22 protein-coding genes are annotated in these 23,442 nt (G+C 63.6%); 13 read left to right on the forward strand and 9 right to left on the reverse strand.

The features are described from left to right. The first annotated feature begins 88 nt into the window (after positions 1 to 88). Entirely contained in the window at positions 89 to 1,456 is a 1,368-nt protein-coding gene (locus AC04PT_RS07480) for a formimidoylglutamate deiminase (RefSeq protein WP_482873002.1), read from the forward strand. Between the two features lie 29 nt (positions 1,457 to 1,485). Next, positions 1,486 to 2,151: a GntR family transcriptional regulator gene (locus tag AC04PT_RS07485; protein ID WP_482873003.1), complete on the forward strand. Its 666-nt coding sequence runs from the start codon at positions 1,486 to 1,488 to the stop codon at positions 2,149 to 2,151. A gap of 70 nt (positions 2,152 to 2,221) precedes the next feature. Here the strand turns inward: AC04PT_RS07485 and AC04PT_RS07490 are convergent, their stop codons facing one another. Next, entirely contained in the window at positions 2,222 to 2,899 is a 678-nt protein-coding gene (locus AC04PT_RS07490) for a type 1 glutamine amidotransferase domain-containing protein (protein WP_482873004.1), read from the reverse strand. A gap of 11 nt (positions 2,900 to 2,910) precedes the next feature. After that, complete coding sequence (locus tag AC04PT_RS07495; RefSeq protein ID WP_482873005.1) at positions 2,911 to 3,945, reverse strand: NADP-dependent oxidoreductase; 1,035 nt, start codon at positions 3,943 to 3,945, stop codon at positions 2,911 to 2,913. A 248-nt stretch (positions 3,946 to 4,193) separates the two neighbouring features. On the opposite strand from AC04PT_RS07495, the gene AC04PT_RS07500 reads away from it, so the two are divergent. From AC04PT_RS07500 to AC04PT_RS07525, 6 genes are read left to right on the forward strand one after another with little or no spacing between them, the layout of a single operon-like run. Beyond that, positions 4,194 to 5,243 carry a LacI family DNA-binding transcriptional regulator gene (locus tag AC04PT_RS07500; RefSeq protein WP_482873006.1) on the forward strand — a complete coding sequence of 350 codons (1,050 nt, stop codon included), beginning with the start codon at positions 4,194 to 4,196 and terminating at the stop codon, positions 5,241 to 5,243. A 26-nt stretch (positions 5,244 to 5,269) separates the two neighbouring features. Continuing rightward, entirely contained in the window at positions 5,270 to 6,535 is a 1,266-nt protein-coding gene (locus AC04PT_RS07505) for an extracellular solute-binding protein (RefSeq protein ID WP_482873007.1), read from the forward strand. A gap of 53 nt (positions 6,536 to 6,588) precedes the next feature. Continuing rightward, entirely contained in the window at positions 6,589 to 7,659 is a 1,071-nt protein-coding gene (locus AC04PT_RS07510) for a carbohydrate ABC transporter permease (protein ID WP_482873008.1), read from the forward strand. Beyond that, entirely contained in the window at positions 7,659 to 8,540 is an 882-nt protein-coding gene (locus tag AC04PT_RS07515; protein WP_482873009.1) for a carbohydrate ABC transporter permease, read from the forward strand. The genes AC04PT_RS07510 and AC04PT_RS07515 overlap by 1 nt, the downstream gene beginning before the upstream one ends. A 10-nt stretch (positions 8,541 to 8,550) precedes the next feature. After that, a complete protein-coding gene (locus AC04PT_RS07520) occupies positions 8,551 to 9,546 on the forward strand; it encodes a levansucrase (RefSeq protein ID WP_482873010.1) in 996 nt (331 codons plus the stop codon). A gap of 5 nt (positions 9,547 to 9,551) precedes the next feature. Beyond that, complete coding sequence (locus AC04PT_RS07525) at positions 9,552 to 10,637, forward strand: ABC transporter ATP-binding protein (protein ID WP_482873011.1); 1,086 nt, start codon at positions 9,552 to 9,554, stop codon at positions 10,635 to 10,637. Positions 10,638 to 10,796: 159 nt separating this feature from the next. On the opposite strand, the gene AC04PT_RS07530 is transcribed toward AC04PT_RS07525, so the two are convergent. Further along, a complete protein-coding gene (locus AC04PT_RS07530; protein WP_482873012.1) occupies positions 10,797 to 11,702 on the reverse strand; it encodes a LysR family transcriptional regulator in 906 nt (301 codons plus the stop codon). A 172-nt stretch (positions 11,703 to 11,874) separates the two neighbouring features. Here AC04PT_RS07530 and AC04PT_RS07535 point away from each other — a divergent pair, with 172 nt between their 5' ends. Further along, positions 11,875 to 12,687: a class II aldolase/adducin family protein gene (locus AC04PT_RS07535; protein WP_482873013.1), complete on the forward strand. Its 813-nt coding sequence runs from the start codon at positions 11,875 to 11,877 to the stop codon at positions 12,685 to 12,687. On the opposite strand, the gene AC04PT_RS07540 is transcribed toward AC04PT_RS07535, so the two are convergent. Continuing rightward, positions 12,666 to 14,057, reverse strand: coding sequence for a YihY family inner membrane protein (locus tag AC04PT_RS07540; RefSeq protein WP_482873014.1), 1,392 nt, complete (start codon positions 14,055 to 14,057; stop codon positions 12,666 to 12,668). The two genes, AC04PT_RS07535 and AC04PT_RS07540, sit on opposite strands and share 22 nt — an antisense overlap. 255 nt (positions 14,058 to 14,312) lie before the next feature. On the opposite strand from AC04PT_RS07540, the gene AC04PT_RS07545 reads away from it, so the two are divergent. Both AC04PT_RS07545 and AC04PT_RS07550 read left to right on the forward strand, forming a co-directional pair. After that, positions 14,313 to 15,065, forward strand: a complete 753-nt coding sequence (locus AC04PT_RS07545; RefSeq protein WP_482873015.1) for an SDR family NAD(P)-dependent oxidoreductase — start codon at positions 14,313 to 14,315, stop codon at positions 15,063 to 15,065. 84 nt (positions 15,066 to 15,149) lie between these two features. Then, positions 15,150 to 15,899: an SDR family NAD(P)-dependent oxidoreductase gene (locus AC04PT_RS07550; RefSeq protein WP_482873016.1), complete on the forward strand. Its 750-nt coding sequence runs from the start codon at positions 15,150 to 15,152 to the stop codon at positions 15,897 to 15,899. A 2-nt stretch (positions 15,900 to 15,901) separates the two neighbouring features. On the opposite strand, the gene AC04PT_RS07555 is transcribed toward AC04PT_RS07550, so the two are convergent. From AC04PT_RS07555 to AC04PT_RS07575, 5 genes are read right to left on the reverse strand one after another with little or no spacing between them, the layout of a single operon-like run. Beyond that, entirely contained in the window at positions 15,902 to 16,834 is a 933-nt protein-coding gene (locus tag AC04PT_RS07555; protein ID WP_482873017.1) for a glucokinase, read from the reverse strand. Between the two features lie 4 nt (positions 16,835 to 16,838). Beyond that, positions 16,839 to 17,936 carry an ABC transporter ATP-binding protein gene (locus AC04PT_RS07560; protein ID WP_482873018.1) on the reverse strand — a complete coding sequence of 366 codons (1,098 nt, stop codon included), beginning with the start codon at positions 17,934 to 17,936 and terminating at the stop codon, positions 16,839 to 16,841. 5 nt (positions 17,937 to 17,941) lie between these two features. Beyond that, positions 17,942 to 18,835 (reverse strand): carbohydrate ABC transporter permease, encoded by an 894-nt coding sequence (locus tag AC04PT_RS07565; protein ID WP_482873019.1) that lies wholly within the window; start codon positions 18,833 to 18,835, stop codon positions 17,942 to 17,944. Further along, entirely contained in the window at positions 18,828 to 19,700 is an 873-nt protein-coding gene (locus AC04PT_RS07570) for a carbohydrate ABC transporter permease (RefSeq protein WP_482873020.1), read from the reverse strand. Before AC04PT_RS07570 ends, AC04PT_RS07565 begins: the two co-directional genes overlap by 8 nt. Before the next feature lie 56 nt (positions 19,701 to 19,756). Next, positions 19,757 to 21,001, reverse strand: coding sequence for an ABC transporter substrate-binding protein (locus tag AC04PT_RS07575; RefSeq protein ID WP_482873021.1), 1,245 nt, complete (start codon positions 20,999 to 21,001; stop codon positions 19,757 to 19,759). A gap of 241 nt (positions 21,002 to 21,242) precedes the next feature. Between AC04PT_RS07575 and AC04PT_RS07580 the strand changes: the two genes are divergently transcribed. Together AC04PT_RS07580 and AC04PT_RS07585 are read left to right on the forward strand one after the other, a co-directional pair. Further along, complete coding sequence (locus tag AC04PT_RS07580; protein ID WP_482873022.1) at positions 21,243 to 21,980, forward strand: response regulator; 738 nt, start codon at positions 21,243 to 21,245, stop codon at positions 21,978 to 21,980. Next, the gene (locus AC04PT_RS07585) at positions 21,977 to 23,428 is read left to right on the forward strand and encodes a sensor histidine kinase (protein ID WP_482873023.1); all 1,452 of its coding nucleotides are present in this window, start codon (positions 21,977 to 21,979) and stop codon (positions 23,426 to 23,428) included. Before AC04PT_RS07580 ends, AC04PT_RS07585 begins: the two co-directional genes overlap by 4 nt. Positions 23,429 to 23,442: the final 14 nt, after the last annotated feature.

Consider the following 23,442-nt stretch of genomic DNA (forward strand, 5'->3'; position numbering starts at 1 on the left):
AACCTGGGTCACGTAATGTCCGCTGCTTGATTAAGGTCGTGTAAAATACTATTAAGTATGCACTTAAAACGTCAAGGAAGTTGTTGCGGTGCGATATCTCCATGCGAAACAGGCGCTTACTCCCGCAGGTTGGCAGGTCGATGTGCAGGTCGCGCTTGGTGATGACGGGCGCATCGATTCGGTCGGCGTCAGGAACGTCACCGCCGACGTTTCCGTCGACGTGTTGCTGCCTGCGCCGGTGAACCTGCACAGCCACGCGTTTCAACGCGCTATGGCGGGCCTGACCGAGGCGCGCGGCCCCGATCCGAGCGACAGCTTCTGGACATGGCGGCGGCTCATGTACCGGTTTCTGGATCAGCTTACGCCCGATCAGATCGAGGCGATCTCGGCGCAGGTTTTCATGGAGATGCTCGAGGCTGGCTACGGCGCCGTCGCGGAATTCCACTATCTCCACCACGCGGTTGGTGGCCTGCCCTACGACAACGCCGCCGAGTTGTCCGAGCGCATCGTGGCCGCCGCGGAGACCGCCGGCATCGGCCTGACGCTGTTGCCGGTGCTGTATACCTACGGCGGTTGCGACGGGCGCCCCTTGGCGGGCGGTCAGCTTCGGTTCCACAACGATCCTGACGGCTATGCCCGTCTGCACGAAGGCGCCTCGGCCGCGATTGCCGGGTCGCATCCGGACGCCAGCATTGGTGTTGCGCCGCATTCGTTGCGGGCTGTCGATGACGTGGGAATGGCGGCTGCCTTGGATATCGCCCGGGACCGACCGGTGCACATGCATCTGGCCGAGCAGGTTGCCGAGGTCGAGGAAGTGGTCGCCCATCGCGGCGCCCGCCCGACCGAATGGCTGCTCGACAATCACGATGTCGACCGACGCTGGTGTCTCATCCACTGCACCCAGATGACCGCCGATGAAACCCGCGCCCTTGCCGCAACCGGTGCAGTTGCCGGACTGTGTCCGATTACCGAATCCAGCCTGGGCGATGGCATCTTTGACGGAACCCGATTCATTGCGGAGGGCGGTCGTTTCGGCGTCGGTTCGGACAGCAATATCCACATCGCGCTGTTCGATGAACTCAAGACGCTGGAATACTCGCAGCGCCTTCGCGACCGCTCACGCGCGGCACTGGCCGAGCCGTCACGATCCACGGGGCGTGTGCTTTTTGATCAGGCGACCGCCGGCGGGGCCCAAGCGGCGCAACGCGATTGTGGAGCAATTGCACCGGGCAAGTTGGCGGACCTTGTGGCGCTGGACACCGACAATGCCTATCTGGCCGGGCGCTCCGGCGACAGCCTGCTCGACAGCGCGATCTTTGGCGGCCGTGGTCAGGACTGCATTTCCGATGTATGGAGCGCCGGACGGCATCTCGTAGCTGGCGGTCGCCACAGGAAACACGACGAAATCACGGATCGCTACATTGCGGTCATCAATCAGTTGGGACCGGCAATCTGAGTGATGCAGAACGGATAACGTGGCAGCAGGTGCGTGACAGGATCCGCCGTAGGATCCTGGAAGGCACCTATGGTCCGGGCGACAAGCTGCCGCGTGACGAAGACATCGCCGCCGAGTTCGGCTGCGCCCGCAGCACCGTGCAGCGCGCCATGCGCGAATTATCCGACATCGGTGTCGTCGAACGGCGACGCAAGGGGGGCACCCGGGTTCTGACCCATCCGGTCACGCGGGCCTCATTCGACATTCCGATCACGCGCAAGGAGATCGAGGCCTCCGGCAGGTTCTATGGGTATCAGCTCGTGTCCCGTGATATCGAGCTTTGCCCGCTTTTCGTGGCATCCGCCTTTGGGCTGGAAGCGCCGGTCGAGATGCTGCACGTCCGTGCCCTTCATCTAGCTGATCGCAGTCCGTTCATCTTCGAGGATCGCTGGATCAGCACCGATACAGTGCCCGAGGTCCGGGACGTAGATTTGCGCAAAGAAAGCGCCAACGAATGGCTGGTTCTGAACCGGCCTTACAGCCGTTGTGAATTGCGGTTCTACGCCGAAAACGCCGGGGACGGGTATGCAGATGTACTGGGCGCGCGGCCTGACGACGCGCTGCTGGTGATCGAGCGGACCACTTGGATCGATGCCTTGCCGATCACCTTTGTGAAGGCCGTTACCCGCCCGGGGTACAAACTTCTGTCCGACTAGGCGCCGGAAGGAAGGTATGCGCGCAGAGAGAACGCAATCCACGTCTCACTGCGCGCGCCTTTGCTGCGACTTATTTCAGCAGAGCCAACAGTTCCTTGGCCGCGGAAGCAGAGGACGCGGGGTTCTGCCCGGTCACCAGCTTGCCGTCACGCAGGACGAAGTCGGCCCAGTCGTCGCCGCTTTCGTAATGTCCGCCGTTGGCCTTCAGCATGTCTTCGACAAGGAAGGGCACCACATCGGTCAACTCCACAGCTTCTTCTTCGGTATTGGTGAAGCCTGTGACCCGGCGGCCTGACACCAGCGGTTTGCCGTCGGCACCTTGGGTGTGACGGAACACTGCCGGCGCGTGGCACACGGCGCCCACAGGGCGGTCGGCGGCCGCGAAGGCTTCGATCAGGCGTTTGCTGTCGGCATCCTCGGCGAGATCCCACAGCGGGCCGTGGCCGCCGGGATAGAAGATGGCGTCGTAATCGTCGGCGGATACTTCCGAAAGCTTCACCGTAGAGGCAAGGTGCTCCTGAGCTTCCTTGTCGTCCTTGAACCGGCGGGTGTCGTCCGTCTGTGCATCGTCACTGTCGCTGGTTGGGTCGATCGGCGGCTGGCCACCCTTGGGCGAGGCCAGCGTGATCTCGGCGCCCGCGTCCTTGAAGACGTAGTAGGGCGCGGCGAATTCCTCGAGCCAGAAGCCGGTCTTGTTGCCGGTATCGCCGAGTTCGTCGTGCGAGGTCAGTACCATCAGAATTTTCATGTCTTTGCCTTTCACTCCTGGGCAACGCGGACAACCCGCTTGCCAAAGTTTTCACCCCTGAGAAGCCCGACAAAGGCCTCCGGGGCGTTTTCCAAACCGTCGATGATTTCTTCGCGGTATTTGATCTTGCCGGCTTCGATCCATGCCGACATCGCATTGGCGAACTCGGGGTAGAGATGGGCGAAGTCGTCGAAGATGATGAAGCCCTGCACCTTGATCTTCTTGCGCAGGATATGGCCCATCAGCCAATTCATCCGGTCCGGCCCGTCGGGCAGTCCGGTGGCGTTGTATTGCGAAACCAGACCGCAGACCGGCACGCGGGCGTGGGGGTTGAGCAGCGGGATCACCGCATTCAGAACCTTGCCGCCGACGTTCTCGAAGTAAACGTCGATGCCGTCCGGGGCCGCGTCGGCCAACCGGTCGGCGAAATCGTCCGCCTTGTGGTCAATGCATGCGTCGATGCCCAGCTCGGACACGGCATAATCGCACTTGTCCGGCCCGCCAGCGACGCCGACGACGCGGCATCCAAGAAGCTTGCCAATCTGGCCGACGGTCGCGCCAACCGGACCGGTGGCCGCAGCGACGACGATCGTCTCACCCGGCTGGGGGGCGCCGATCTGGGTCAGACCGGCCCAGGCGGTAAAACCGGGCATCCCGAGGATCCCCAGCGCCCACGACGGGTGGTCGGGAGACGCCCCGAGGTTTGTGACGCCCGTGCCATCGGAGACGGCATAGTCCTGCCATCCGTTGAAGCTGAGCACATAGTCCCCAGTGGAAAAGCCGTCGACATTTGAGGTCACGACCCGTGCAACGGTGCCGCCGACCATGACGCCTCCTACCTCGACGGGAGCCGCGTAGGACGGCGCATCGCTCATCCGCCCGCGCATGTAAGGGTCAAGCGATAGGAACACGGTGCGGAGCAGCATTTCACCTTGGCCGGCGTTGGGGACGGCGGTCTCGGTCAGCCGCAGGGTGTCCTGTGTCGGCTCGCCTTTTGGGCGTGCGGCAAGGATGAGTTGGCGGTTCGTCGCCTCGGTTTGGGTCATGTGAGCTTTCTGATTTGCCGTTGCTGGAGCCTTGACGGGGTTTTGGCTCCGCGTCTGCGAAGTGGAACAGTCGACTAACCTGCCCGCGCAGGGATGGTTCCGGCCGGTCAGAAACAGTCCGGGCGAGCGGCCGGCCGGCACCGCTTCCTTTTGGCTGAAATTTCTTGACCGAATCGTGGGTATCGATCTATGACACCGATGTCATGACATCGATGTCATAGGTTGGCATGACGTCAGGAGGGATCAGGGTGGCCACCATTTACGACGTCGCGAAACTTGCCGGGGTGTCCCCCAAGACCGTGTCGCGCGTGCTGAATGGTGATGCCCCGGTTAACGAAAAGACGCGCACCAAGGTCTCTGAGGCCATCGCCGAACTGGGCTACGTTCCGTCACAGGCGGCGCGGATGATGCGTTCGTCCCGCTCTGGCCTGATCGGCCTGATCACCGGTGCCATTTCGGGCACCCCCGATGGGGCAGAGACACGCGGCCTGCCCGATCTGCTTATCGTTCAGGCGATCCAGCGGGTCATGGCCCAGCGAGGCAAGATCCTGATGATCGCCGATACCGGAGGCGTTCCCTCGACCGTCCCGGTGTTGGCGGCCACCTTCGCCCAACACCGTATCGAGGGGCTGATCTATGTTGCCGACCACCACCGCGAGATTGATCTGGACCTGAGCGCCGCCGGCTGTCCGATCCTGCTGACCAATTGCTTCGATACCATAGGCACGCCCTGCGTACTGCCTGACGACGCTGCCGGACAAGAGGCGCTGGTGGTGCGGTTGATCACGGCTGGTCATCGCCGCATCGGCTTTCTGACGCTGGATCGGGCCATGCCGGCAGGGCGGCTGCGGCTCGAGGGTTACAAGCGCGCCCTGACAGCGGCGGGTCTGCCCTACGACCCGGACCTGGTTCATGCCGGCTATGTCATTGGACGCGAGATGCAGAGCGAGGTGCTGACCGAGGCGTTGGAACAACTTCTCACGCTCGATCAGCCGCCCAGCGTGATCTGCTGTGGCAACGATGAAATGGCGATGCGGGTCTACGGCCTGCTGCGCAGCCGCGGCCTGCGGCTGCCTGAGGATATCTCGGTCGCCGGGTACGACGATCACCGCAGCATTGCCGAGATGCTGCATCCGCATCTGACCACCGTGGAACTGCCTTACATCGACATGGGGCGGCGGACCGCGGAACATCTTCTTGAAATGATCGGGGGAGAAGCCCCCGCATCGACCGGACCACTTCTGGTGCAGGGGCCGGTCGTCTGGCGGTCGTCCGTGACCGCGCTCACCCAAGTCTGACATCAATCTCACGGGAGGAGAACATCGTGACACTGAAACTGACCCTTGGCGCACTGGCCGCCACCACCGCCCTGGCCGGCATGGCCAGCGCCCAGACCGAACTGTCGCTGTGGTATCACGGCGCCGGAAACGAGGTGGAAAGCAACATCCTCAACGGCATCATCGACGACTTCAACAGCGCCCAGGACGACTGGACGGTCACCGTCGAGAGCTTTCCGCAGGAAAGCTACAACGACAGCGTCGTCGCCGCGGCCCTGGCCGGCAACCTGCCCTGTATTCTGGATGTCGACGGCCCGGTGATGCCCAACTGGGCCTGGGCCGGCTATATGCAGCCGCTGCCGATCAGCGAAGAGGCCATTTCAGGCCACCTCGACGCCACCGTCGGGCGCTGGGACGGCGAGATCTACTCAGTCGGCCTGTGGGACGCCGCTGTCGCGCTCTATGCCCGCCGGTCGACGCTGGACGAACTGGGCCTGCGCACACCGACTTTGGAAGAGCCCTGGACGAAGGAAGAGTTCTTGGGCGCGCTGGAAGCTGCTAAAGCCAGCGGCAACTACGACTACGCGCTCGACCTCGGCACCGCATGGACTGGCGAATGGTATCCCTATGCCTTCTCGCCGTTCATGCAAAGCTTCGGCGGCGACATCGTGAACCGCGACGGTTATGAAACCGCCGAAGGCGCGCTGAACGGCGACGCGGCGATGGCCTTCGGCGAATGGTGGCAGTCGCTGTTCGAGGACGGCTATGCCCCCGGCACGAGCCAGGACCCTGCGGACCGCGATTCCGGCTTCATCGAGGGCAAGTACGCGTTTTCATGGAACGGCAACTGGGCGGCAGCCAACACGCTGTCGAGTGTCGATAACGCGGATGACGTCGTTTTCCTGCCGGCGCCGGACTTCGGCAATGGCTCCACGATCGGGGCGGCCTCGTGGCAGTTCGGCGTATCCAGCGCCTGCAAACATCCCGAGGGCGCGGCGGCCTTTGTCGAACACGCGCTTCAGGACAAGTACCTCGCCGCGTTCTCTGACGGTATCGGCCTGATCCCGGCCAGCAAGGGTGCCGCCGAGATGACCGAGAGCTATGCCGAGGGCGGCCCCCTCGCGGTGTTCTTCGACCTATCCGAGCAGCAGGCGCTCGTGCGTCCGGTCAGCCCCGGCTACGTTGTTGCCGCCAAGGTGTTCGAGAAGGCGCTGTCGGACATCGCCAACGGTGCGGACGTGGCGGATTCGCTCGACGCTGCCGTCGACGAGATCGACAGCGATATCGAAGCGAACCAGGGCTACGGTCACTGAGCCCCACAGGGGGTCGCAACATGCGGCCCCCAGCCAACCCTGAGGGTGTTTCCATGTCCAGCAAACTGACACGGTCGAACCGTGCCGGGTGGTTCTTTGCGCTGCCGGGCTTCTCGCTTCTGTTCCTGTTCATCATTGTGCCGTTCTTCTTCGCCTTCTGGCTGTCGCTGACCAACCAGCGGCTCGTTTCGCCCAATCCGACCGAATTCGTGGGACTGAAGAACTATACCGAGTTGCTCAGCGTCCGCGTCATTACGCTGGAGCCCGAGCGTGACGCGGAAGGAGAGATCCTGCGCGATGATGATGGCGCCATTGCCTATCCGCGCGTCCGCTCCATCACCCGGTCCGACGACTTCCCGCAGTACCGTGGTATGCGCGAATGGTTCCGCTGGCATTGGGGCGACAGCGCCAAGGTGGTGATCGCGTCCGACGTGGTGTTCATGAAGGCATTGGTCAACACGGTGACCTTCGCACTGTTCATCGTGCCCCTGCAGGGCGGCGGGGCGCTGCTGCTGGCACTGCTGATTAACCAGAGACTGCGCGGTATCAACGCCTACAGGACGATCTATTTCATGCCGGTCGTGATCTCGATCGTGGTGATCTCTTTGCTGTGGCGCTTCATCTATTCCGGCAATGAGGGGCTCTTGAACAACATCCTCGAGGCGCTGACCTTCGGCGCCTTCACCCCAATCGACTGGCTCGGCCGCACCGACACGGCACTGGGGTCGATCATCGCCATGTCCGCGTGGCAGGCGGTGGGGTTTCACATGATCATCTGGCTCGCGGGGCTTCAGTCGATCTCGCCCACGCTTTACGAGGCGGCAGCGATCGAGGGCGCCAGCAAGTGGCAGACCTTCCGCTACATCACCTGGCCCGGGCTGAGGAACACCGCCGTGCTGGTGCTGATCGTCATCACCATGCAGAGCTTCGCGGTCTTCGCACAGGTCGACGTGATGACCAATGGCGGGCCGCTCGATTCCACACAGACCATGGTCTTCCAGGCGGTAGAGCGCGGCTACGGCAAGCAGGACATCTCGGGCGGCGCGACCATATCGGTCATCCTGTTCCTCATGGTCCTGTCCATCTCGGCCGTTCAGGCCTTCTTGACCCGGGAGCGCAACTGATGGCCCTCGTGACGTCGGACAATCGCGGTCTGAGGCTGGCGGCGCGTTACGCGACGCTGACCCTTGTGGCCCTCATCTTCCTGTTCCCGCTGGTCTTCATGGTGGTGTCGAGCCTCAAGCCCGACCAGCAACTGCTGGTCGACACGTCGAGCATCCGCGCCTTCCTGCCGGTGGGCGACATCAGTCTCGACAACTATCACAAGGCCTTCGAGCGTGCGCCCATCGGGCTGTTCATGATGAACTCGGTGGGCATCACCATCGTCACCGTGGTGCTGTCGATCCTGCTGTGTTCGCTGGCGGCGTTTTCCTTCGTGTTCCTCGAATGGACCGGGCGCAATGTCCTGCTGAGCGTGATCGTCGCCACCCTGATCATCCCGTTCGAGACCATCGCGGTGCCGCTGCTGCTGTTCGTGTCCAAGCTGCCGTGGATCGGCTGGGAGGGCTTCGAAATCGGCTGGCTCAACACCTACCGGGTCCAGATCATCCCGTGGATCGTGGACGCGCTGACGATCTTTCTCTTCGTGCAGTTCTTCAAGGACCTGCCGCGCGAATTGATCGAGGCGGCGCGTGTCGAGGGCGCTAGCTGGTTTGCCATCTATCGCCGGATCGTCATGCCGCTGTCCGGCCCGGTTCTGGCCACTGCCGCGATCCTGAAATCGCTGAAGATGTACAATGAGCAATACCTCTGGCCGCTGATCGTGGTTCAGGACGAGGCGCACCGGCCCGTCATGGTGGGCCTCGGCTACTTCTTTCAGCTGCAAATCGCCTGGGGCGAGGTGATGGCGTATCTCACGCTGATCTCGGTCCCGGTGATTGCCTTCTATCTTGTCATGCAACGCGCCTTCATCTCGTCGATCGCCTCGACCGGCGTGAAAGGCTGAGGACCCCGATATGACCATTAAACTCGAAAACGACTGGATCTGGGACAGCTGGTATGCCCATGACGGCGACTGCTGGCACGGCTATTTCCTGAAAGCACCCAAGTCGCTGGGCGACCCGGAACTGCGCCACTTCAACGTAAGTCAGGGCCACGCGGTCAGCGACGATCTTGTCACCTGGGAGCACAAGGGCACCTGCTTCGCACCCTCGGACGGGCCTGCGTTTGACGACTACACCACATGGACCGGCTCGGTGGTGCAGGACGACGGCGGGCTGTGGCACTTGTTCTACACCGGCACTTCGCGCGCCGAGGACGGACTTTATCAACGCATCGGACATGCCACGTCGCGGGATATGCACAACTGGCAGCGGGTCGGCGACGGGCTGTGCCTCGACCTCACGGGGCCAAGCGCGGAGGCCTATGAGAAGGATCACGCCCGGGGCTTCTGGCACGACCGCGCAATGCGCGACCCCTGGGTGATGCGCGACCCCGAAGGCGACGGCTGGCTGATGTATTTCACCGCCCGCGCCGCCGGCATCGCCGAGCCCAATGCCGGTGGCGCCGTGGGTTTCGCCACCTCGCCCGACCTTCATGACTGGACCTTGCATCCCCCGGTCTTCACCGGCGGCTACGGCCAGCTCGAGGTGCCGCAGGTGTTCGAATACAAGGGCCGCTGGTTCTGCCTGTTCTGCACCGCCGCCGGGCACTTCTCGAAGGCGCAGGCCGAGGCCGCCCCCACCGGCCCCGTCACCGGCAACCACTACCTAATCGGCGAGGGCCCGCGCGGGCCATGGAAGATCGCCCCCGGTGAGTTCCTCGACGGCGCGCTGCCCTGCTACCGCTACGCCGCGCGGATCGTCGATACCGGTACGGGTCTGATGATCCTCGGGTTCAACGACTATGCGCCGGACGACACCTTCGGCGGCTATGTGCTCGACCCCGCCCCCGTCACCCTGGACGATAATGGACTGCTCCGGGTCGAGCAGCCGTCGCAAGCTGCGGAGTAACTGACATGGCTACCCTGAAACTCTCTGACGTGCGCAAGAGCTACGGCGCGGCCCATGTCATCAAGGGCGTTGATCTGGAGATCGAGGACGGCGAGTTCGTCGTTTTCGTCGGCCCCTCGGGCTGCGGAAAGTCCACGCTGCTGCGCATGATTTCGGGGCTCGAGGACATCACCTCGGGTACGCTCGAAATCGGCGGGCGCCGTGTCAACGACCTGCCCCCGAAAGAACGCGGCATCGCCATGGTGTTCCAGTCCTACGCGATCTTCCCGCACATGACGGTGCGCGAGAACGTGGCCTTCGGGCTGACCATCGCCGGGGCGTCGAAAAAGGAGAAGGAAGAAAAGGTCGGTGAAGCAGCCCGTATCCTGCAGATGGAACATCTGCTGGACCGGCGGCCTTCACAGTTGTCGGGCGGTCAGCGCCAGCGTGTCGCCATCGGCCGCGCCATCGTGCGTAAACCCGAAGTGTTCCTGTTCGACGAGCCGCTGTCCAATCTGGATGCGGCGCTGCGCATGGACATGCGGATGCAGATCGGCAAGCTGCACGACACGCTTGGCGCCACGATGATCTATGTCACCCATGACCAGGTCGAGGCGATGACGCTGGCCGACAAGATCGTGGTGCTGAAGGACGGCAAGGTGATGCAGGTGGGCACTCCGATGCAGCTATACCATGAGCCGGCCAACCTGTTCGTTGCGGGCTTCCTTGGTGCACCGTCGATGAACTTCGTGAAGGTCGATGTGCAATCGAGCGATGCGCAGCAAGCCAAGGTTGCCAATTCCGCACTGGAGCCGATCCCGGTCGCGCACAAGGGCCGGCTTGACGGGTCGGGCAGGGCGGTATTGGGCGTCCGCCCGCAACATGTCCGTGCCACACGTCCCGGCGAAGGCATGCTGCATGGCACGGTGACCATCGCCGAGCGCTTGGGGGCGGAAACGGTGGTGGACCTGCGGCTCAAGGACGGCAGCAAATTCATCGCGTCGTTTGGCGAGGACAGGGTGTTCGAGCCGGGCGAAAGCGTCGACCTGGACTTCGACCCCGCTCAGGCGCATTTGTTCGCCCCGAGCGAAGAGACCAGTACGCCGCACTAGCGCGCGGATCAGGGCGCATGGCCGGGGTCCTGCCGGGACCGAGTGGCTTGGACTGCGGGCGCGTTGCCGGCCACTCTGGGCCGGTGTCGTCGCGCAGGGGAGTGACGCCTCCATCGGCGACACCGCGCCGTATCAACTGCCGCTGAATATGACGGCCCTTCACCAGTTCGGGCTGCCAAAGGCCTCGACCACGTAATCAATGAACGACCTGATGCGCGGCATCATGTTGCGGTCGGGCAGGAAGACGGCGAACACGGCTGAATCGTCGACAGCGGTGTAATCCTCGAGCAGCTGAACAATTTTGCCCTGCCGGATGGCGGGTCTGGCAAGATGCTCGGCGCAGCGCATGACACCGTATCCGGCAAGGCACATCTGAAACAGCGACATGCCCTCGTTGCTGGTGAACCGGCCGTGCGCGGTGAAATCGCGGCTTTCGCCATCGACCTCGAAGGGCCACCGATTGAGGTGCTCATGCGCCCTATCCCAGGTCAGGCAGGGCATGGTTTCCAAGTCGCCCGGATGTCTCGGCATTCCGTAGGTCTCGATCAGGGCCGGGGCGGCGATCACAATCCGCTGCAGCCCGCACAGCCGCCGGTGCATGAGCGTCGAGTCGGCCAGACGGCCCATGCGGATCGCTATGTCGATCCGGTCCTCGATCAGGTTCACGCTGTCATCCGTCAACCGCAGTTCGAGCGAGAGCCCGGGATGCCGGGTGAGGAACGCCGGCAGCAAGGGGGTCACGCGGTCAAGCCCGAAGGCCAGAGGCGCCGAAACCCTCAGATGACCCCGCACATCCTTGCTCTCGGTCTGTAGTTGCGCCTCGGCCAGTTCCACGGCGTCGACGGCGCTGCGCGCGCCTTCGATGAACCGCTCTCCCGCCGCGGTCAGCCTGTGCCCCCGGGTCGTGCGGTGCAGCAGGGTGGTGCCCAAGCGTTCTTCCAGCCTCTGGATGGTCTGGCTGACAAAGGGCTGGCTGACCTTCAGGGTCTGCGCTGCCGCCGTGAAACCGCCCGTATCGACGACGGCCAGATACACGCGCATGGCAATCAACCTGTCGTCCTTCACGCCCCTCTCCTTCGCCCGATGCAGACTAGACAAGCCCTGCAGTGGGCACAATGCAGCGCCGATAAGACTTATTGCATCCGTTTCGTTGACCGGCTTCGACATGAACCGCATCGTCCGAACATGAACACGGCCATTTCTGCCCGCCGTGCGAACTTAGCCTGAAGGAGTGGACATGCTGGACCTTGGCAATCGTGTATCAATCTATCAGCCCGAACAGGAAGGTCTGATCTTTCCGGAACTGCCGGCGTTCGACACCGTCGAAGACGAGCGCAGACACCGGAAGGAGCGTCTTGTCGCCGCCTGCCGAGCCTTTGCGCTTCAGGGGTTCGACTACGGGTTCGCTGGTCATCTGACGGTGCGCGATCCCGAGCGCCCCGAGCTTTACTGGACAAACCCGATGTGCGTGCATTTCGCCAAGGTGAAGGTGTCCAACCTCATCCTCGTCGACCATCAGGGCACGGTGATCGAGGGCGACCACGCCGTGAACCGGGCAGGTTTTGTCCTCCACGCCAACGTCCATGAGGAACATCCCGACATTATTGCCATGTGCCATGCGCACACCCTTTATGGCACGGCCTGGGCGGCCACCGGCCGTCCGATCGAGCCGATCACGCAGGACGCCTGCGCGTTCTTCGAGGATCACGTCATCATCGGAGACGAGGCAGGCGCGGTGGCCGTGGAGAACCACGCCGGCAGCAATGTCGCGAAGGCGTTCAAGGGGGTGAAGGCCGCCATTCACCAGAACCATGGCCTGTTGACCGCAAGTCGCCACAGTATCGACTCGGCGGCCTTCTGGTTCATCGCGCTGGAGCGCTGCTGCAAACAGCAACTCGACATCGCCGCCTCGGGCATCACGCCCACTCATGTACCCGAGGATCGCGCGCGCTATAGCCGCGAGCATGTCGGCAGCGACTATATAGGCTGGCTGCATTTCCAGACGATCTGGGATCAGCTTATGTCCGATCAGCCGGATATGTTCGACTGAGCCCCGCCGAACCGGATTTCCGCCGGCCCCGTGTCGGTCCGGGCAGAGGATGATCCCTCGTCCCGGGCCTTCAGGACCTCGACCAGCGGCCGGCCGAGGGTCTCGACCTCGACCTCCGAAAGATCCATCAGCAAGCGATCGACTGCCGCCGTTCGCTCGACGAGGTGACTGCGGATTTCGCGGGGGATCTCGCTGGCCTCGTTCGGCGGATGGCCAAGCGTCAGGTTCAGATCGGAGGCGAGATCGTAGACCGTCGTGGTGGTCAGATCGCGCGTCAGCGCGACCTTGTTCTCCTCGGTCCTGACCAGATAGCCGGCCTTGTGCAGGGCATCGAAGATCTCGTCCCGCGCCTCGAGCGGGGCGGCTTCGACCAGATCGTCCTCGCCGATGGTGCCGCCGTTCTGGGCCTGACGGTGCAGTCGTGCCAGCAGCGCGGCCGCAATGACAAGCTTGTCGCAGGGGTGCAGAAGCTCCGTGGAGACGCTGGTTCTGGCCACCAGCCAATCCGGAATCGATGCCGCCACCACCGCCCCGAAGATGATCACCGTCCAGGACGCATAGACCCAGACCAGGAAGACCGGTACTGCCGCGACCGCGCCGTAGATCGTCTGGTAACTGGACCCGGAGGTGAGGAAGGAATTGAATCCCCAGGACAGGAACTCGAAGGCGATGGCGGCGATGGTCGCTCCGATGAGGGCATGCAGGATACGCACGCGGCGCGCTGGAACCAGCACGAAAAGCGCCGCGAACCCGATGATGCTGATCAACAGGCCAAGCAGTTTGCTGGCAAACCACGTTTCGGTCAGCGGCGTGGTTTCGTCTCCGTCGGCAAAGCCGGGAAATTCCGCCCGGTCGAGATAGACGAGCAAATCCGAGGTCAGCGCGAAACTCGCGCCGATCAACAGCGGCCCGAGCGTCAGGATCGCCCAGAAAATGAGAAAGCGGACGAAGATCGGTCGCGGCCGTTCGACGTGCCAGATCTGGTTGAGCGTCGCTTCGATGGTCCCCAGAAGCAGGACCGCCGTCACCGCCAGACCCAGAACGCCGAAGGTCGTCAGGTCTCCGGCATTGGATGTGAAATCCACCAGATAATCAGAAATGGCCGCGCCGGTTTCAGGCACCACCGTTTCGAAAAACAGGGCCCGCATCCGGTCCTGAACGGCGTCGAAGGCCGGAAAGCTCGATAGGATGGCGAAGGCGATGACCAGAAGCGGCACCAGGGCCAGAAGGGTCGAGTAAGTGAGGGCGGCGGCTGCGGCACTCAGGTGCTCGGACAGGAACCTGCGGACCGTGAACACTGCGAATTGCCCGAGGTTACGGGGTATCGCAATCCGCCGTTTCTCATGCCCGGCAAAGAGGCGGTTCTTCAAGGAATTCATCATCTGACGACCACTGTAGGGTGAAACCCGGGTTTTTAACACTTCATCAGGGCTGCACCCGATTTCCGTTCTCTAGCATGCGAATATGGTGATGTAATCGGCGGTGTAGTCAAACCGCGCCTGCATGACCCCTTTTTCGGAGGGCGCGGGCGATTTGGCGCTCGGCTCGCGCCACGGGGCACAAGGGTTGTTGTTTGCCATGCCTCGCTGCTCTACGGATCGGGAAACCGGTCAGGGAGCATGAATATGAACATCGACGGCAAGACGATACTGGTTTCCGGCGCGGGGTCGGGCCTTGGCGCGGGCGTGGTGGCACGGATGGTGACGGGCGGGGCCAAGGTGGTCGGGCTCGATATCAACGTCGAGGGCGCAGGCCAAAGCGACAACGTGGCCATGGTCAAGGCCGATGTCACATCCGCAGAGCAGGTAGAAGAGGCCATCGAGACCGCCAAGCGACGGTTCGGGGGCGTGCACGGCCTGGTCAATTGCGCCGGGATCGCGCCGGGCCAGAAGATCGTCGGACGCGACGGGCCACATGACCTCGACGCGTTTTCGCGCGCGATTTCAATTAACCTGATCGGCACGTTCAACACCATGCGCCTGGCCGCCGCCGCGATGGTGGAGGGTGAACCGGGACCGGACGGCGAGCGTGGCGTGATCGTCAACACCGCCTCGGTCGCGGCCTTCGACGGACAGATCGGCCAAGCGGCCTATGCCGCGTCAAAGGGTGGCGTGGTCAGCATGACGTTGCCGGCGGCGCGCGAATTGGCGCGGTCAGGCATCCGGGTCATGGCGATCGCTCCGGGCATCTTCGAGACACCGATGATGGCCGGACTGCCGCAGGAGGTTCAGGACTCACTGGGTGCCAAAGTGCCGTTTCCACCGCGGCTCGGGAAAGCGTCGGAGTTTGCCGAACTGGTGGCCGCGATCTTCGCCAACCCTATGCTGAATGGCGAGGTGATCCGTCTGGACGGCGCGTTGCGCATGACCGCGAAATAGACGGCCGATCACTGTGGCTTAGGTAGTCGTGAAGCGGGTCAGATATCAGCATCCCGAATTGGCCGACAACAGAGAGGGCAGCGCATGCTGGACGGCAAGATCGCACTCGTGACCGGAGCCTCGTCCGGTTTGGGTTATCACTTCGCTTTGACCCTGGCCGGTCAAGGGGCCGCCGTCGCGGTGGCCGCGCGTAGCACCCGGAAGCTGGACGACCTGGTGTCGCGGATCGAGGCAGAGGGCGGCACGGCGCAGGCCTTTGCGTTCGACGCTGCAAATCCCGAGGCGCCGGACTCGCTGATCGCATCCATCTCGGGGCGAATGGGCCTTCCGGACATTTTGGTCAACAACGCGGGCATCAACATTTCCGCCCGTGCGCATGAAGCGACGCCCGACCATTTCGAGCAGACCATGGCCGTGAATGTCCGCGCGCCGTGGCGGCTGTCGCAGCTTTGCGCCTCGGGCTGGATTGAGGCTGGCCACGAGGGATGTATCGTCAACGTCTCGTCGATCCTGTCGACCCGTGTCGCCAAGGGGGTGTCGCTTTACGCAATGTCCAAGGCCGCTATCCGCCATCTCACCTCCGCGCATGCGCTGGAATGGGCGCGGCACGGCATTCGCGTCAATGCGCTGTGTCCGGGCTACATCCGAACCGCGATCAACGAAGACTACTGGGAGACCGAGCGCGGCAAGGCCGATCTGGCGATGACGCCGCGCCGTCGCGTGGGCGAGCCGTCGGACCTCGACAGTGCGCTGTTGTTTCTTGTCGATCCACGCAGTCATTTCGTCAATGGAGAGGCGCTGACCGTGGACGACGCGCAGAGCTGGGTGTTCTGACGTCAGCCAGTCACATCCGCGACCGGCATTCGCGCACATCCGTGCAGGGCGGCGACGTCCGAAGTGATTGCGAAAACCGGTGTCCGATCCCGTGGCCGGATCTCGCAGGGGCGCGCGGCGATCGCCTCAAAACGGGCGAGCCGGGGACCGGCCAGCACGGATCGCGCAACGCTGCCGGCGAAATAGACGCCGGAACTGGGCAGGTAGGCCAGTCTTAACTCGCGAAGCAGCCAGCCGATCAGCTCGGCATAGAAACCGACCGTATCAGCCACGTGGGGGTCGCCCGCGTCACACAAGCGCATGAACTCTTCCGGTCCAGTGTCCCTGCGGCCCGTCAGAAGGCCGCACATTCTGGCAAACCCGCGACCGGAAAAAAGGTGCTCGACCGTGGCGAAATTGTCAGCGAGACCGGCTTGCCGGGCGTCCATCGCGCGGGCGACGCCGGACGGCAGCCCTATATGGCCGCATTCGGCGCGCAGGCAGACCACGCTGCCCTCGTGCTGCACCACCGGACTGACGTTGAACCCGGTCCCGATGCCCGCGACCAGCGATTGGCAGGGCATGTGGCCTTCCGGTGTGCCGTCCAGCAGGGGCTGCACATCCTCGGCACCCAGCGTGGGCACCGAGTATCCGAGCGCGACCAGATCGTTGATGATTCCGCCGCGCCTTCCGCCCACCCGTTGAGCCAGCGCAGGCGCGGAAATCGTCCATCCGCGGTTGGTCAGGCGGGCAGATGTGCCGTCGACCGGACCGGCAACGGCAAGCGCCACTTCCGCGGGGGACTCCGAAGTGTCTTCAAGATAGGCGTCTACCACCGCTTCGAAGGACGGATAGGCGGCGTTGCGGAAGCTGCGGAACGACCCGGGCCGCAAGTGGCCCAGGTCAGAGAGTGCGAGACGGCTGTTGGTGCCGCCGATATCTGCGACCAAACGCATGCGCTCAGTTCAGCCGCTGGCCGGTTTCCGGCGCGAAATAGGACACCTTGCCCAGATCGAAGGCCAGCTTCTGCGGCTTTCCTGCTTCGGCCGAAGTCTCGGCGTGAAGACGCGCGGTGACATGTTTGCCGCCCATCTGCATCACCACATAGGTGTCGGCGCCCGCAGGCTCGACGATGTCGACCATGCATTCGGCTTCCTGCGCCACGGTGCCGGCGCGGTGGCCCGGTTCGGCGATGTCTTCGGGGCGCACGCCGATGATAACGTCCTCGGGCAGGTTGCGGTTCTGCGTGTCGGTCAGCACGATCGGCGCACCGTCCCGCCGCGCGATCTCGATCCGCGAGGCATCGCCACCGGACTGCACCTTGGCCGGGATCAGGTTCATTGCCGGGTTGCCCATGAAATCCGCCACGAACAGGTTGGCCGGGCGATTGTAGATCTCGGCCGGGGTGCCGATCTGCTGGATCACGCCGCCCTTCATGACCACGATCTTGGTGGCCAGCGTCATTGCCTCGATCTGATCGTGGGTGACATAGACCATCGACGCGCCCAGCCGCTGGTGCAGCTCCTTGATCTCGGTGCGCATTTCGACACGCAGCTTCGCGTCGAGGTTCGACAGCGGCTCGTCGAAGAGGAACAGCTTGGGATCGCGCACTAGCGCCCGGCCCATCGCCACCCGCTGCCGCTGCCCGCCCGAAAGCTGGCCGGGACGGCGGTTCAGCAGCTGCTCGATCTGCAATTGCTTGGCGACCTTATCCAGCTTCTCTTTCTGGGTTGCCTGATCGACGCCGCGCACCTTCATGCCGAAGGTGATGTTCTTGGCGACCGTCATCGTCGGGTAAAGCGCGTAGGACTGGAACACCATCGCGATGTCGCGGTCCTTGGGACTGACGTCGGTCATGTTGCGCCCACCGATATGCAACTCGCCGCCCGAGATCGGCTCAAGCCCAGCGATGCAGTTCAACAACGTGGACTTGCCGCAGCCCGAGGGACCGACGAGCACGAGGAAGTCGCCGGGCTCGATCGAGACGTTGATGTCCTTGAGGATCTCGGTTGCGCCGTAGTTCTTGTAGAGGTTTCTGATATCCAGGATCGGTGCCATGGGATTTATCCTTTCACGGAGCCGGCGGTCAGACCGCGGATGAAATATTTGCCGGCGACGATGTAGACGAGCAGCGTGGGCAGCGCCGCGATGATGGCGGCGGCCATGTCCACGTTGTATTCCTTCACGCCGGTGGTGGAGTTGACGATGTTGTTGAGCGCCACGGTGATTGGTTGGGTGCCGGCCTGGCTGAACGAGACGCCGAACAGGAAGTCGTTCCAGATCTGGGTGAACTGCCAGATGACCGAGACCACGATGATCGGCAGCGACAGCGGCAGGAAGATCGACCAGAAGATGCGGAAGAAGCCCGCGCCATCGACCTTGGCCGCCTTGCTCAATTCGACCGGGATCGTCACGTAGTAATTCCGGAAGAACAGCGTGGTGAAGCCCAGCCCGTAGATGACGTGGACGAAAATCAACCCCGGGATTGTGCCTGCGATCCCCATGAGGCCCAGGACGCGGGCCATCGGCAGCAGCACGACCTGGAACGGGATGAAGCAGCCAAACAGCATCAGCGCGAAGAAAATGTTGGCGCCGGGAAACTTCCAGTGGGCCACGACATAGCCATTCATCGCGCCCAGCAGGGTCGAGATCAGGACCGCGGGCACCGCAATGAGTACCGAGTTCCAGAAGTAGGGTTTCACGCCGTTGCACTGGATGCCGGTACAGGCCTCGGACCAGGCGGTCCGCCAAGCGTCGAAGGTGACCTCGCGAGGCAGCGCCATCAGGTCGCCAGTGCGGATCTCTTCCAGGCTTTTAAGCGAAGTGGTGATCATCACGAAAAGCGGCAGCAGATAGTAGAGTGCGAACAGCCCGAGGATGACATAGAGCAGCCAACGAAGGCCGATCCGGACGGTCCGGCTCTGGCTGCGGGGGGTGTCGATTGCGAAATCAGTCATTTTTGGCCCTCAGCTCGGAATAGAGGTACGGAACGACGATGGCGAAGACGACGGCCATCATGATCATCGCCGAGCTTGCCGCTTGGCCGATGTCGCCGCGCGAAAAGGCCATGGCGTACATGTACGTCGCGGGCAAGTCGGTGGCGAAGCCGGGGCCGCCGCCGGTCAGTGCGATGACCAGATCGAAGCTCTTGATGGCGAGGTGCGCCAGAACGATGAAGGCCGACAGGAAGATCGGGGCCATCGACGGAATGATGATCGCGGAATAGACCCGCCACGTCGGGATGCCATCGACCTGCGCGGCGCGGATGATCTCGGTATCGACCGAGCGCAGGCCGGCAAGGAACAGCGCCATGACGAAGCCCGAGCTTTGCCAGATGGCGGCAAGGACGATGGTGTAGATCGCCTTGTCGGGATCGACCAGCCAGTTGAAGGTGAAGTTTTCGAACCCCCAGCCCTGCACAGTCGCTTCCAGACCCAGACCGGGGTTGAGGATCCATTTCCATGCCGTCCCGGTGACGATCATCGACAGCGCCATCGGGTAGAGGTAGATCGTGCGGATCGCGCCCTCGGTGCGGATGTTCTGATCGAGCAGGATCGCCAGCATCAGCCCAAGCACCATCGAAATGACGATGAACAGCGTGCCGAAGATGAACAGGTTGTTCATGGCGACGTCCCAACGCGGGGCCGCGAACAGCCGCTCGTACTGGATGAAGCCTTCGATCTCGTATTTCGGCAACAGCTTCGAGCGTGTCAGCGAGACCCATGCGGTCCAGACGATGAATCCGTAGACGAAGACAAGGACGGCGATGAACGACGGGGCGAGCACGACTTTTGGCAAGTGCTCTTCGAGCCACTTGGACATTGGATTTCCTCCATAGGGATGGCCCGCCCCGGAGGGCAGGCCAGGATTTTGGCAGTTTACATGCTGTTCTGGACAGCGGTCAGCAGTTGTTGAACTGCATCCTCCGACGACATGTCGGAGTTGAAGTGCGAGGTCACCACATCGGTGATCGCGCCGGCCTGCGCGCCGCGCAGCGCCATGCCGTGGGCGTAGGAGGGCAGCAGCGAACCGCCGTCCGAGCTGGCCTGCATGTCTTCGGCAGACAGATGCGCGCACTGGTCGAATTCTTCCAGCGCAACATCGGTGCGGGCCGGGATCGACCCCTTGTTGAGGTTGAACACCTTCTGGAAGTTCGGAGCGACGATCAGCTTCGCCAGCAGTTCCTGGCCCTGGCGCTTGTCGTCGCCATCGACGTCGAACATCGCGAAGCTGTCGACGTTGTAGAGGAAGCCCTCGCCCGGGGTCGAGGCGCAGAGGAAGTCCTCGCCCGGTGCCTTCCCGGCGGCAAGGAATTCGCCCTTGGCCCAGTCGCCCATGATCTGGAACGCGGCTTCGCCGTTCATCACCATCGCGGTGGCGAGGTTCCAATCACGGCCGGGGAAGTTCTCGTCGACGTAGCCGCGCAGGGTGCGCATCTGGTCGAAGACGGCCTTCATCTCGCCGGAGGTCAGGGTCGCTTCGTCGAGATCGACGAACGCCTTGCGGAAGCCGTCCGGCCCGAGGATGCCCAGCGCCACGGCTTCGAACACAGTCGCGTCCTGCCAGGCCTGGCCGCCATGCGCCAGCGGGATGACCCCGGCGGCCTGCAGCTTCTCGGCGGCGGCATTGAACTCTTCCCATGTGGTGGGCATTTCGATGCCGTTGGCTTCCAGCACATCGGCGTTGGCCCAGATCCAGTCCACCCGGTGCACGTTCACGGGAGCGGCACACCAGATGTCCTCGCACTTCATGTGACCGGCGATCGAGGCGGGCAGGACATCGGCCCAGCCTTCGGCTTCGGCCACGTTCGAGATGTCGGCCAGCACGCCCTCTTCGTACCACTCCTGGATGGCGGGGCCCTTCAGCTGCACGGCCGTCGGCGCATTGCCCGACAGGACCCGTGCGCGCAGCGCGGTCATCGCGGCGTCGCCGCCCCCGCCCGCCACCGGCATGTCGGTCCAGGTGCCGCCGTTGTCGGCGAATTCCTTTTGCAGCACCGCGACCGACTTTGCCTCGCCGCCCGAGGTCCAGTAGTGCAGCACTTCGGCGCTGGGTTCGGCGGTAGCGACGCCTGCCGCCAGGATGGCCGCGGTCGATACGGCGCTGAGTACGTGGTTCTTCATGTTTGGTTTCCTCCCAATTGTCGCATTCGCTCCGGCACCATCAGGTGCACCGGATTGCGCAATCTTTGTGAGCCACGAGCCCCCAGCCATGCAATCCGTGCATCCCGGGATTCCGCTGGGCGCATCGCGATAGTTGGCGGTTCTGTTACAGGCTGTTACGCGGGCGTTGAATTTGTTGCGGAGCGTTACATAAGCTCCGATGCTGAGGGGCGCGTGTCGCGTATCGGGAGGGCGAGACAGGATGGCGATTCCAAGGCTGTTGGTGGTCGACGACGATCAGGACACGCGGCAGATGCTGACGCGGTTCCTGCAACAGAACGGAACCATCGCATTGCCCGCCAGTTCCGAGGCCGACATCCGCCGCCATCTTGACACAGGGCGCATCGACCTGATCCTGCTCGACGTGATGTTGGGCGACGAGAACGGGCTCGAGATCTGCGCCCGCCTGCGCAGCCAGCAGGATGTGCCGATCATCATGGTCTCTGCGCTGTCGGCCGATCACCAGCGCATGTCCGGGTACGAGGTGGGGGCCGACGACTACATCGCCAAGCCATTCAATCCGCAGCTTCTTCTGGCGCGCATCAAGGCGGTGCTGTCGCGGGCGCGGCGTTCGTCGTCGCTCGCGCACCGGCGGCAGATCAAGACCTTCCGCTTCGATGGCTGGACCTATGATGCCAAGCGTGACGAGGTCCGGTCGCCCGAGGGCTTTCAGGTCGCCCTGTCGCGGCGCGAGACCGCGCTCTTGCAGGTCCTGCTGGCCAATCCACGCATCCCCCTGACACGCGAGGAAATCGCCGCGGCGCTGGATGTCACCGCTGATCCGGAGGGTGCGGTCGATGCCGGCGGCCGGGCCATCGACGTGCTGGTTGGGCGATTGCGATCGAAGATCGAGAAGCAGCCGAAAGACCCGCAACTTCTGCGCACCGAACGCGGTGTCGGCTATGTCTTTGCAGCCGATGTCATCGCCGAGGATGCATGAGAGAGGCGCTGCACTCCCTGCGATTTCTCGGATCGGGAGTGGCCGTGGCGGCCTTTGTGCTGGGGCTGGTCAGCACCTCGATGTGGATGCGGTCCAGCGCTGCCTGGACGGACCACCTGAACCGATCATATTACACCGGCGTGCAGCTGTTCACCACCCTGACCATGGGCGGGAAACCTCCGGCAGGGGTCGAGATCACGGCCCTGTCACCCGAGGATGAGGCGTTGGCCCGGCGGGGGGCCTTCACCCAATTGAGCGAAGTGCCGCGCCCGGCGCTGGTGACCAACGTCTCGATCCACGATCCGGCGTCACACCGTGCGCCCGCGCGCACGGTCGCGCTGGCCGTGGTCGCCGCCAAGTTGCGCTATCCGCTGGCCGGCATCTCGTTCGCCGACGACCTCGGGGCTGCCGAGACCATGGGCGCGCTGACCCGGATCATGGCAAGCCATTGCAGCGACCCTGTCATCTTCGCCAGTGCCGGCAACGCGGCCTGGGTCCGGGTCGACGGCACCGAGGTCTGGGGCTGCGACACGGCCCCGGCCGATCGGCGTCTGCTTGCCGCGTTGCTCGCGGTGGTCGGGCTGGGGATCATAGGCACCTTGTTCCTTGACATGACCGGCCATTTCGAGCGTTTCGCCGACCTTCTTCGCAGCCGCCGTCGTCTGGGCGGGCCGGACAGCTACGAGACCTCGGGTCCGCAGGAACTGCGCGAAATCGTGTCGGCGGTGAACAGCTATCTCGAAACCGGGCGTGAGCAGCTGGAGAAGCGCGCCATGGTTCTGTCGGGCGTCAGCCACGATCTTGGTACTCCGGCCACGCGCCTGCGCCTGCGCGCGGCGCTGATCGAGGACGCGGATCTGCGGCAACGGCTTGAAAACGACATCGACCAGATGACCGGGATCATCGACAGCGTGCTGACATTTACCCGGGCCGAGCTCGACTCCGAAGCACCAAGGCAGATCTCGCTCACATCTCTGGTGGAAGCGCTGGTTGCGGACTACAGCGACACAGGCCAGCCGGTCACCTTTCGCCAGACGCGCGGCGTGACGGTGCAGGGCGGACGCTCGGTCTTCATGTCGCGGCAGGGCCAGAGCGCCTTGCCCGATGAACGGCGGGTGGTGGTCATGGCGCGGCCGATCTCTTTGCAGCGCGCCTTGAGCAACCTGATCGACAACGCGTTGAAATACGGTCGCCGGGCCACGGTCGAGCTTGAAACGGACGCCGAAACCGCCACCGTGGTGGTCGAGGATGAGGGTGCGGACTACACACCCGAGGACCTCGACGCGCTGGTTGCCCCCTATCGACGGGGCACCAACACGAGCGCGGTGCAGGGCTTCGGGCTGGGCCTGACCATCGTTGCCAGCATCGCCAACATGCACGGTGGCGGATTATCGTTCGAGGCAGGTACGAACGGCATTCGTGCGCGTCTTAGCCTGCAGCGGAACTAGCCTGCTGTTGGGGC

This window comes from Litorisediminivivens sp. KMU-197 (assembly GCF_056858395.1).

Coding starts and splice junctions, on each gene's coding strand:
- AC04PT_RS07490 (WP_482873004.1), bottom strand. CDS start 2,899: ATGAAAATTCTGATGGTACTGACCTCGCACGACGAACTCGGCGATACC.
- AC04PT_RS07495 (WP_482873005.1), bottom strand. CDS start 3,945: ATGACCCAAACCGAGGCGACGAACCGCCAACTCATCCTTGCCGCACGC.
- AC04PT_RS07510 (WP_482873008.1), top strand. CDS start 6,589: ATGTCCAGCAAACTGACACGGTCGAACCGTGCCGGGTGGTTCTTTGCG.
- AC04PT_RS07515 (WP_482873009.1), top strand. CDS start 7,659: ATGGCCCTCGTGACGTCGGACAATCGCGGTCTGAGGCTGGCGGCGCGT.
- AC04PT_RS07520 (WP_482873010.1), top strand. CDS start 8,551: ATGACCATTAAACTCGAAAACGACTGGATCTGGGACAGCTGGTATGCC.
- AC04PT_RS07525 (WP_482873011.1), top strand. CDS start 9,552: ATGGCTACCCTGAAACTCTCTGACGTGCGCAAGAGCTACGGCGCGGCC.
- AC04PT_RS07535 (WP_482873013.1), top strand. CDS start 11,875: ATGCTGGACCTTGGCAATCGTGTATCAATCTATCAGCCCGAACAGGAA.
- AC04PT_RS07545 (WP_482873015.1), top strand. CDS start 14,313: ATGAACATCGACGGCAAGACGATACTGGTTTCCGGCGCGGGGTCGGGC.
- AC04PT_RS07550 (WP_482873016.1), top strand. CDS start 15,150: ATGCTGGACGGCAAGATCGCACTCGTGACCGGAGCCTCGTCCGGTTTG.
- AC04PT_RS07555 (WP_482873017.1), bottom strand. CDS start 16,834: ATGCGTTTGGTCGCAGATATCGGCGGCACCAACAGCCGTCTCGCACTC.
- AC04PT_RS07560 (WP_482873018.1), bottom strand. CDS start 17,936: ATGGCACCGATCCTGGATATCAGAAACCTCTACAAGAACTACGGCGCA.
- AC04PT_RS07565 (WP_482873019.1), bottom strand. CDS start 18,835: ATGACTGATTTCGCAATCGACACCCCCCGCAGCCAGAGCCGGACCGTC.
- AC04PT_RS07570 (WP_482873020.1), bottom strand. CDS start 19,700: ATGTCCAAGTGGCTCGAAGAGCACTTGCCAAAAGTCGTGCTCGCCCCG.
- AC04PT_RS07575 (WP_482873021.1), bottom strand. CDS start 21,001: ATGAAGAACCACGTACTCAGCGCCGTATCGACCGCGGCCATCCTGGCG.
- AC04PT_RS07580 (WP_482873022.1), top strand. CDS start 21,243: ATGGCGATTCCAAGGCTGTTGGTGGTCGACGACGATCAGGACACGCGG.
- AC04PT_RS07585 (WP_482873023.1), top strand. CDS start 21,977: ATGAGAGAGGCGCTGCACTCCCTGCGATTTCTCGGATCGGGAGTGGCC.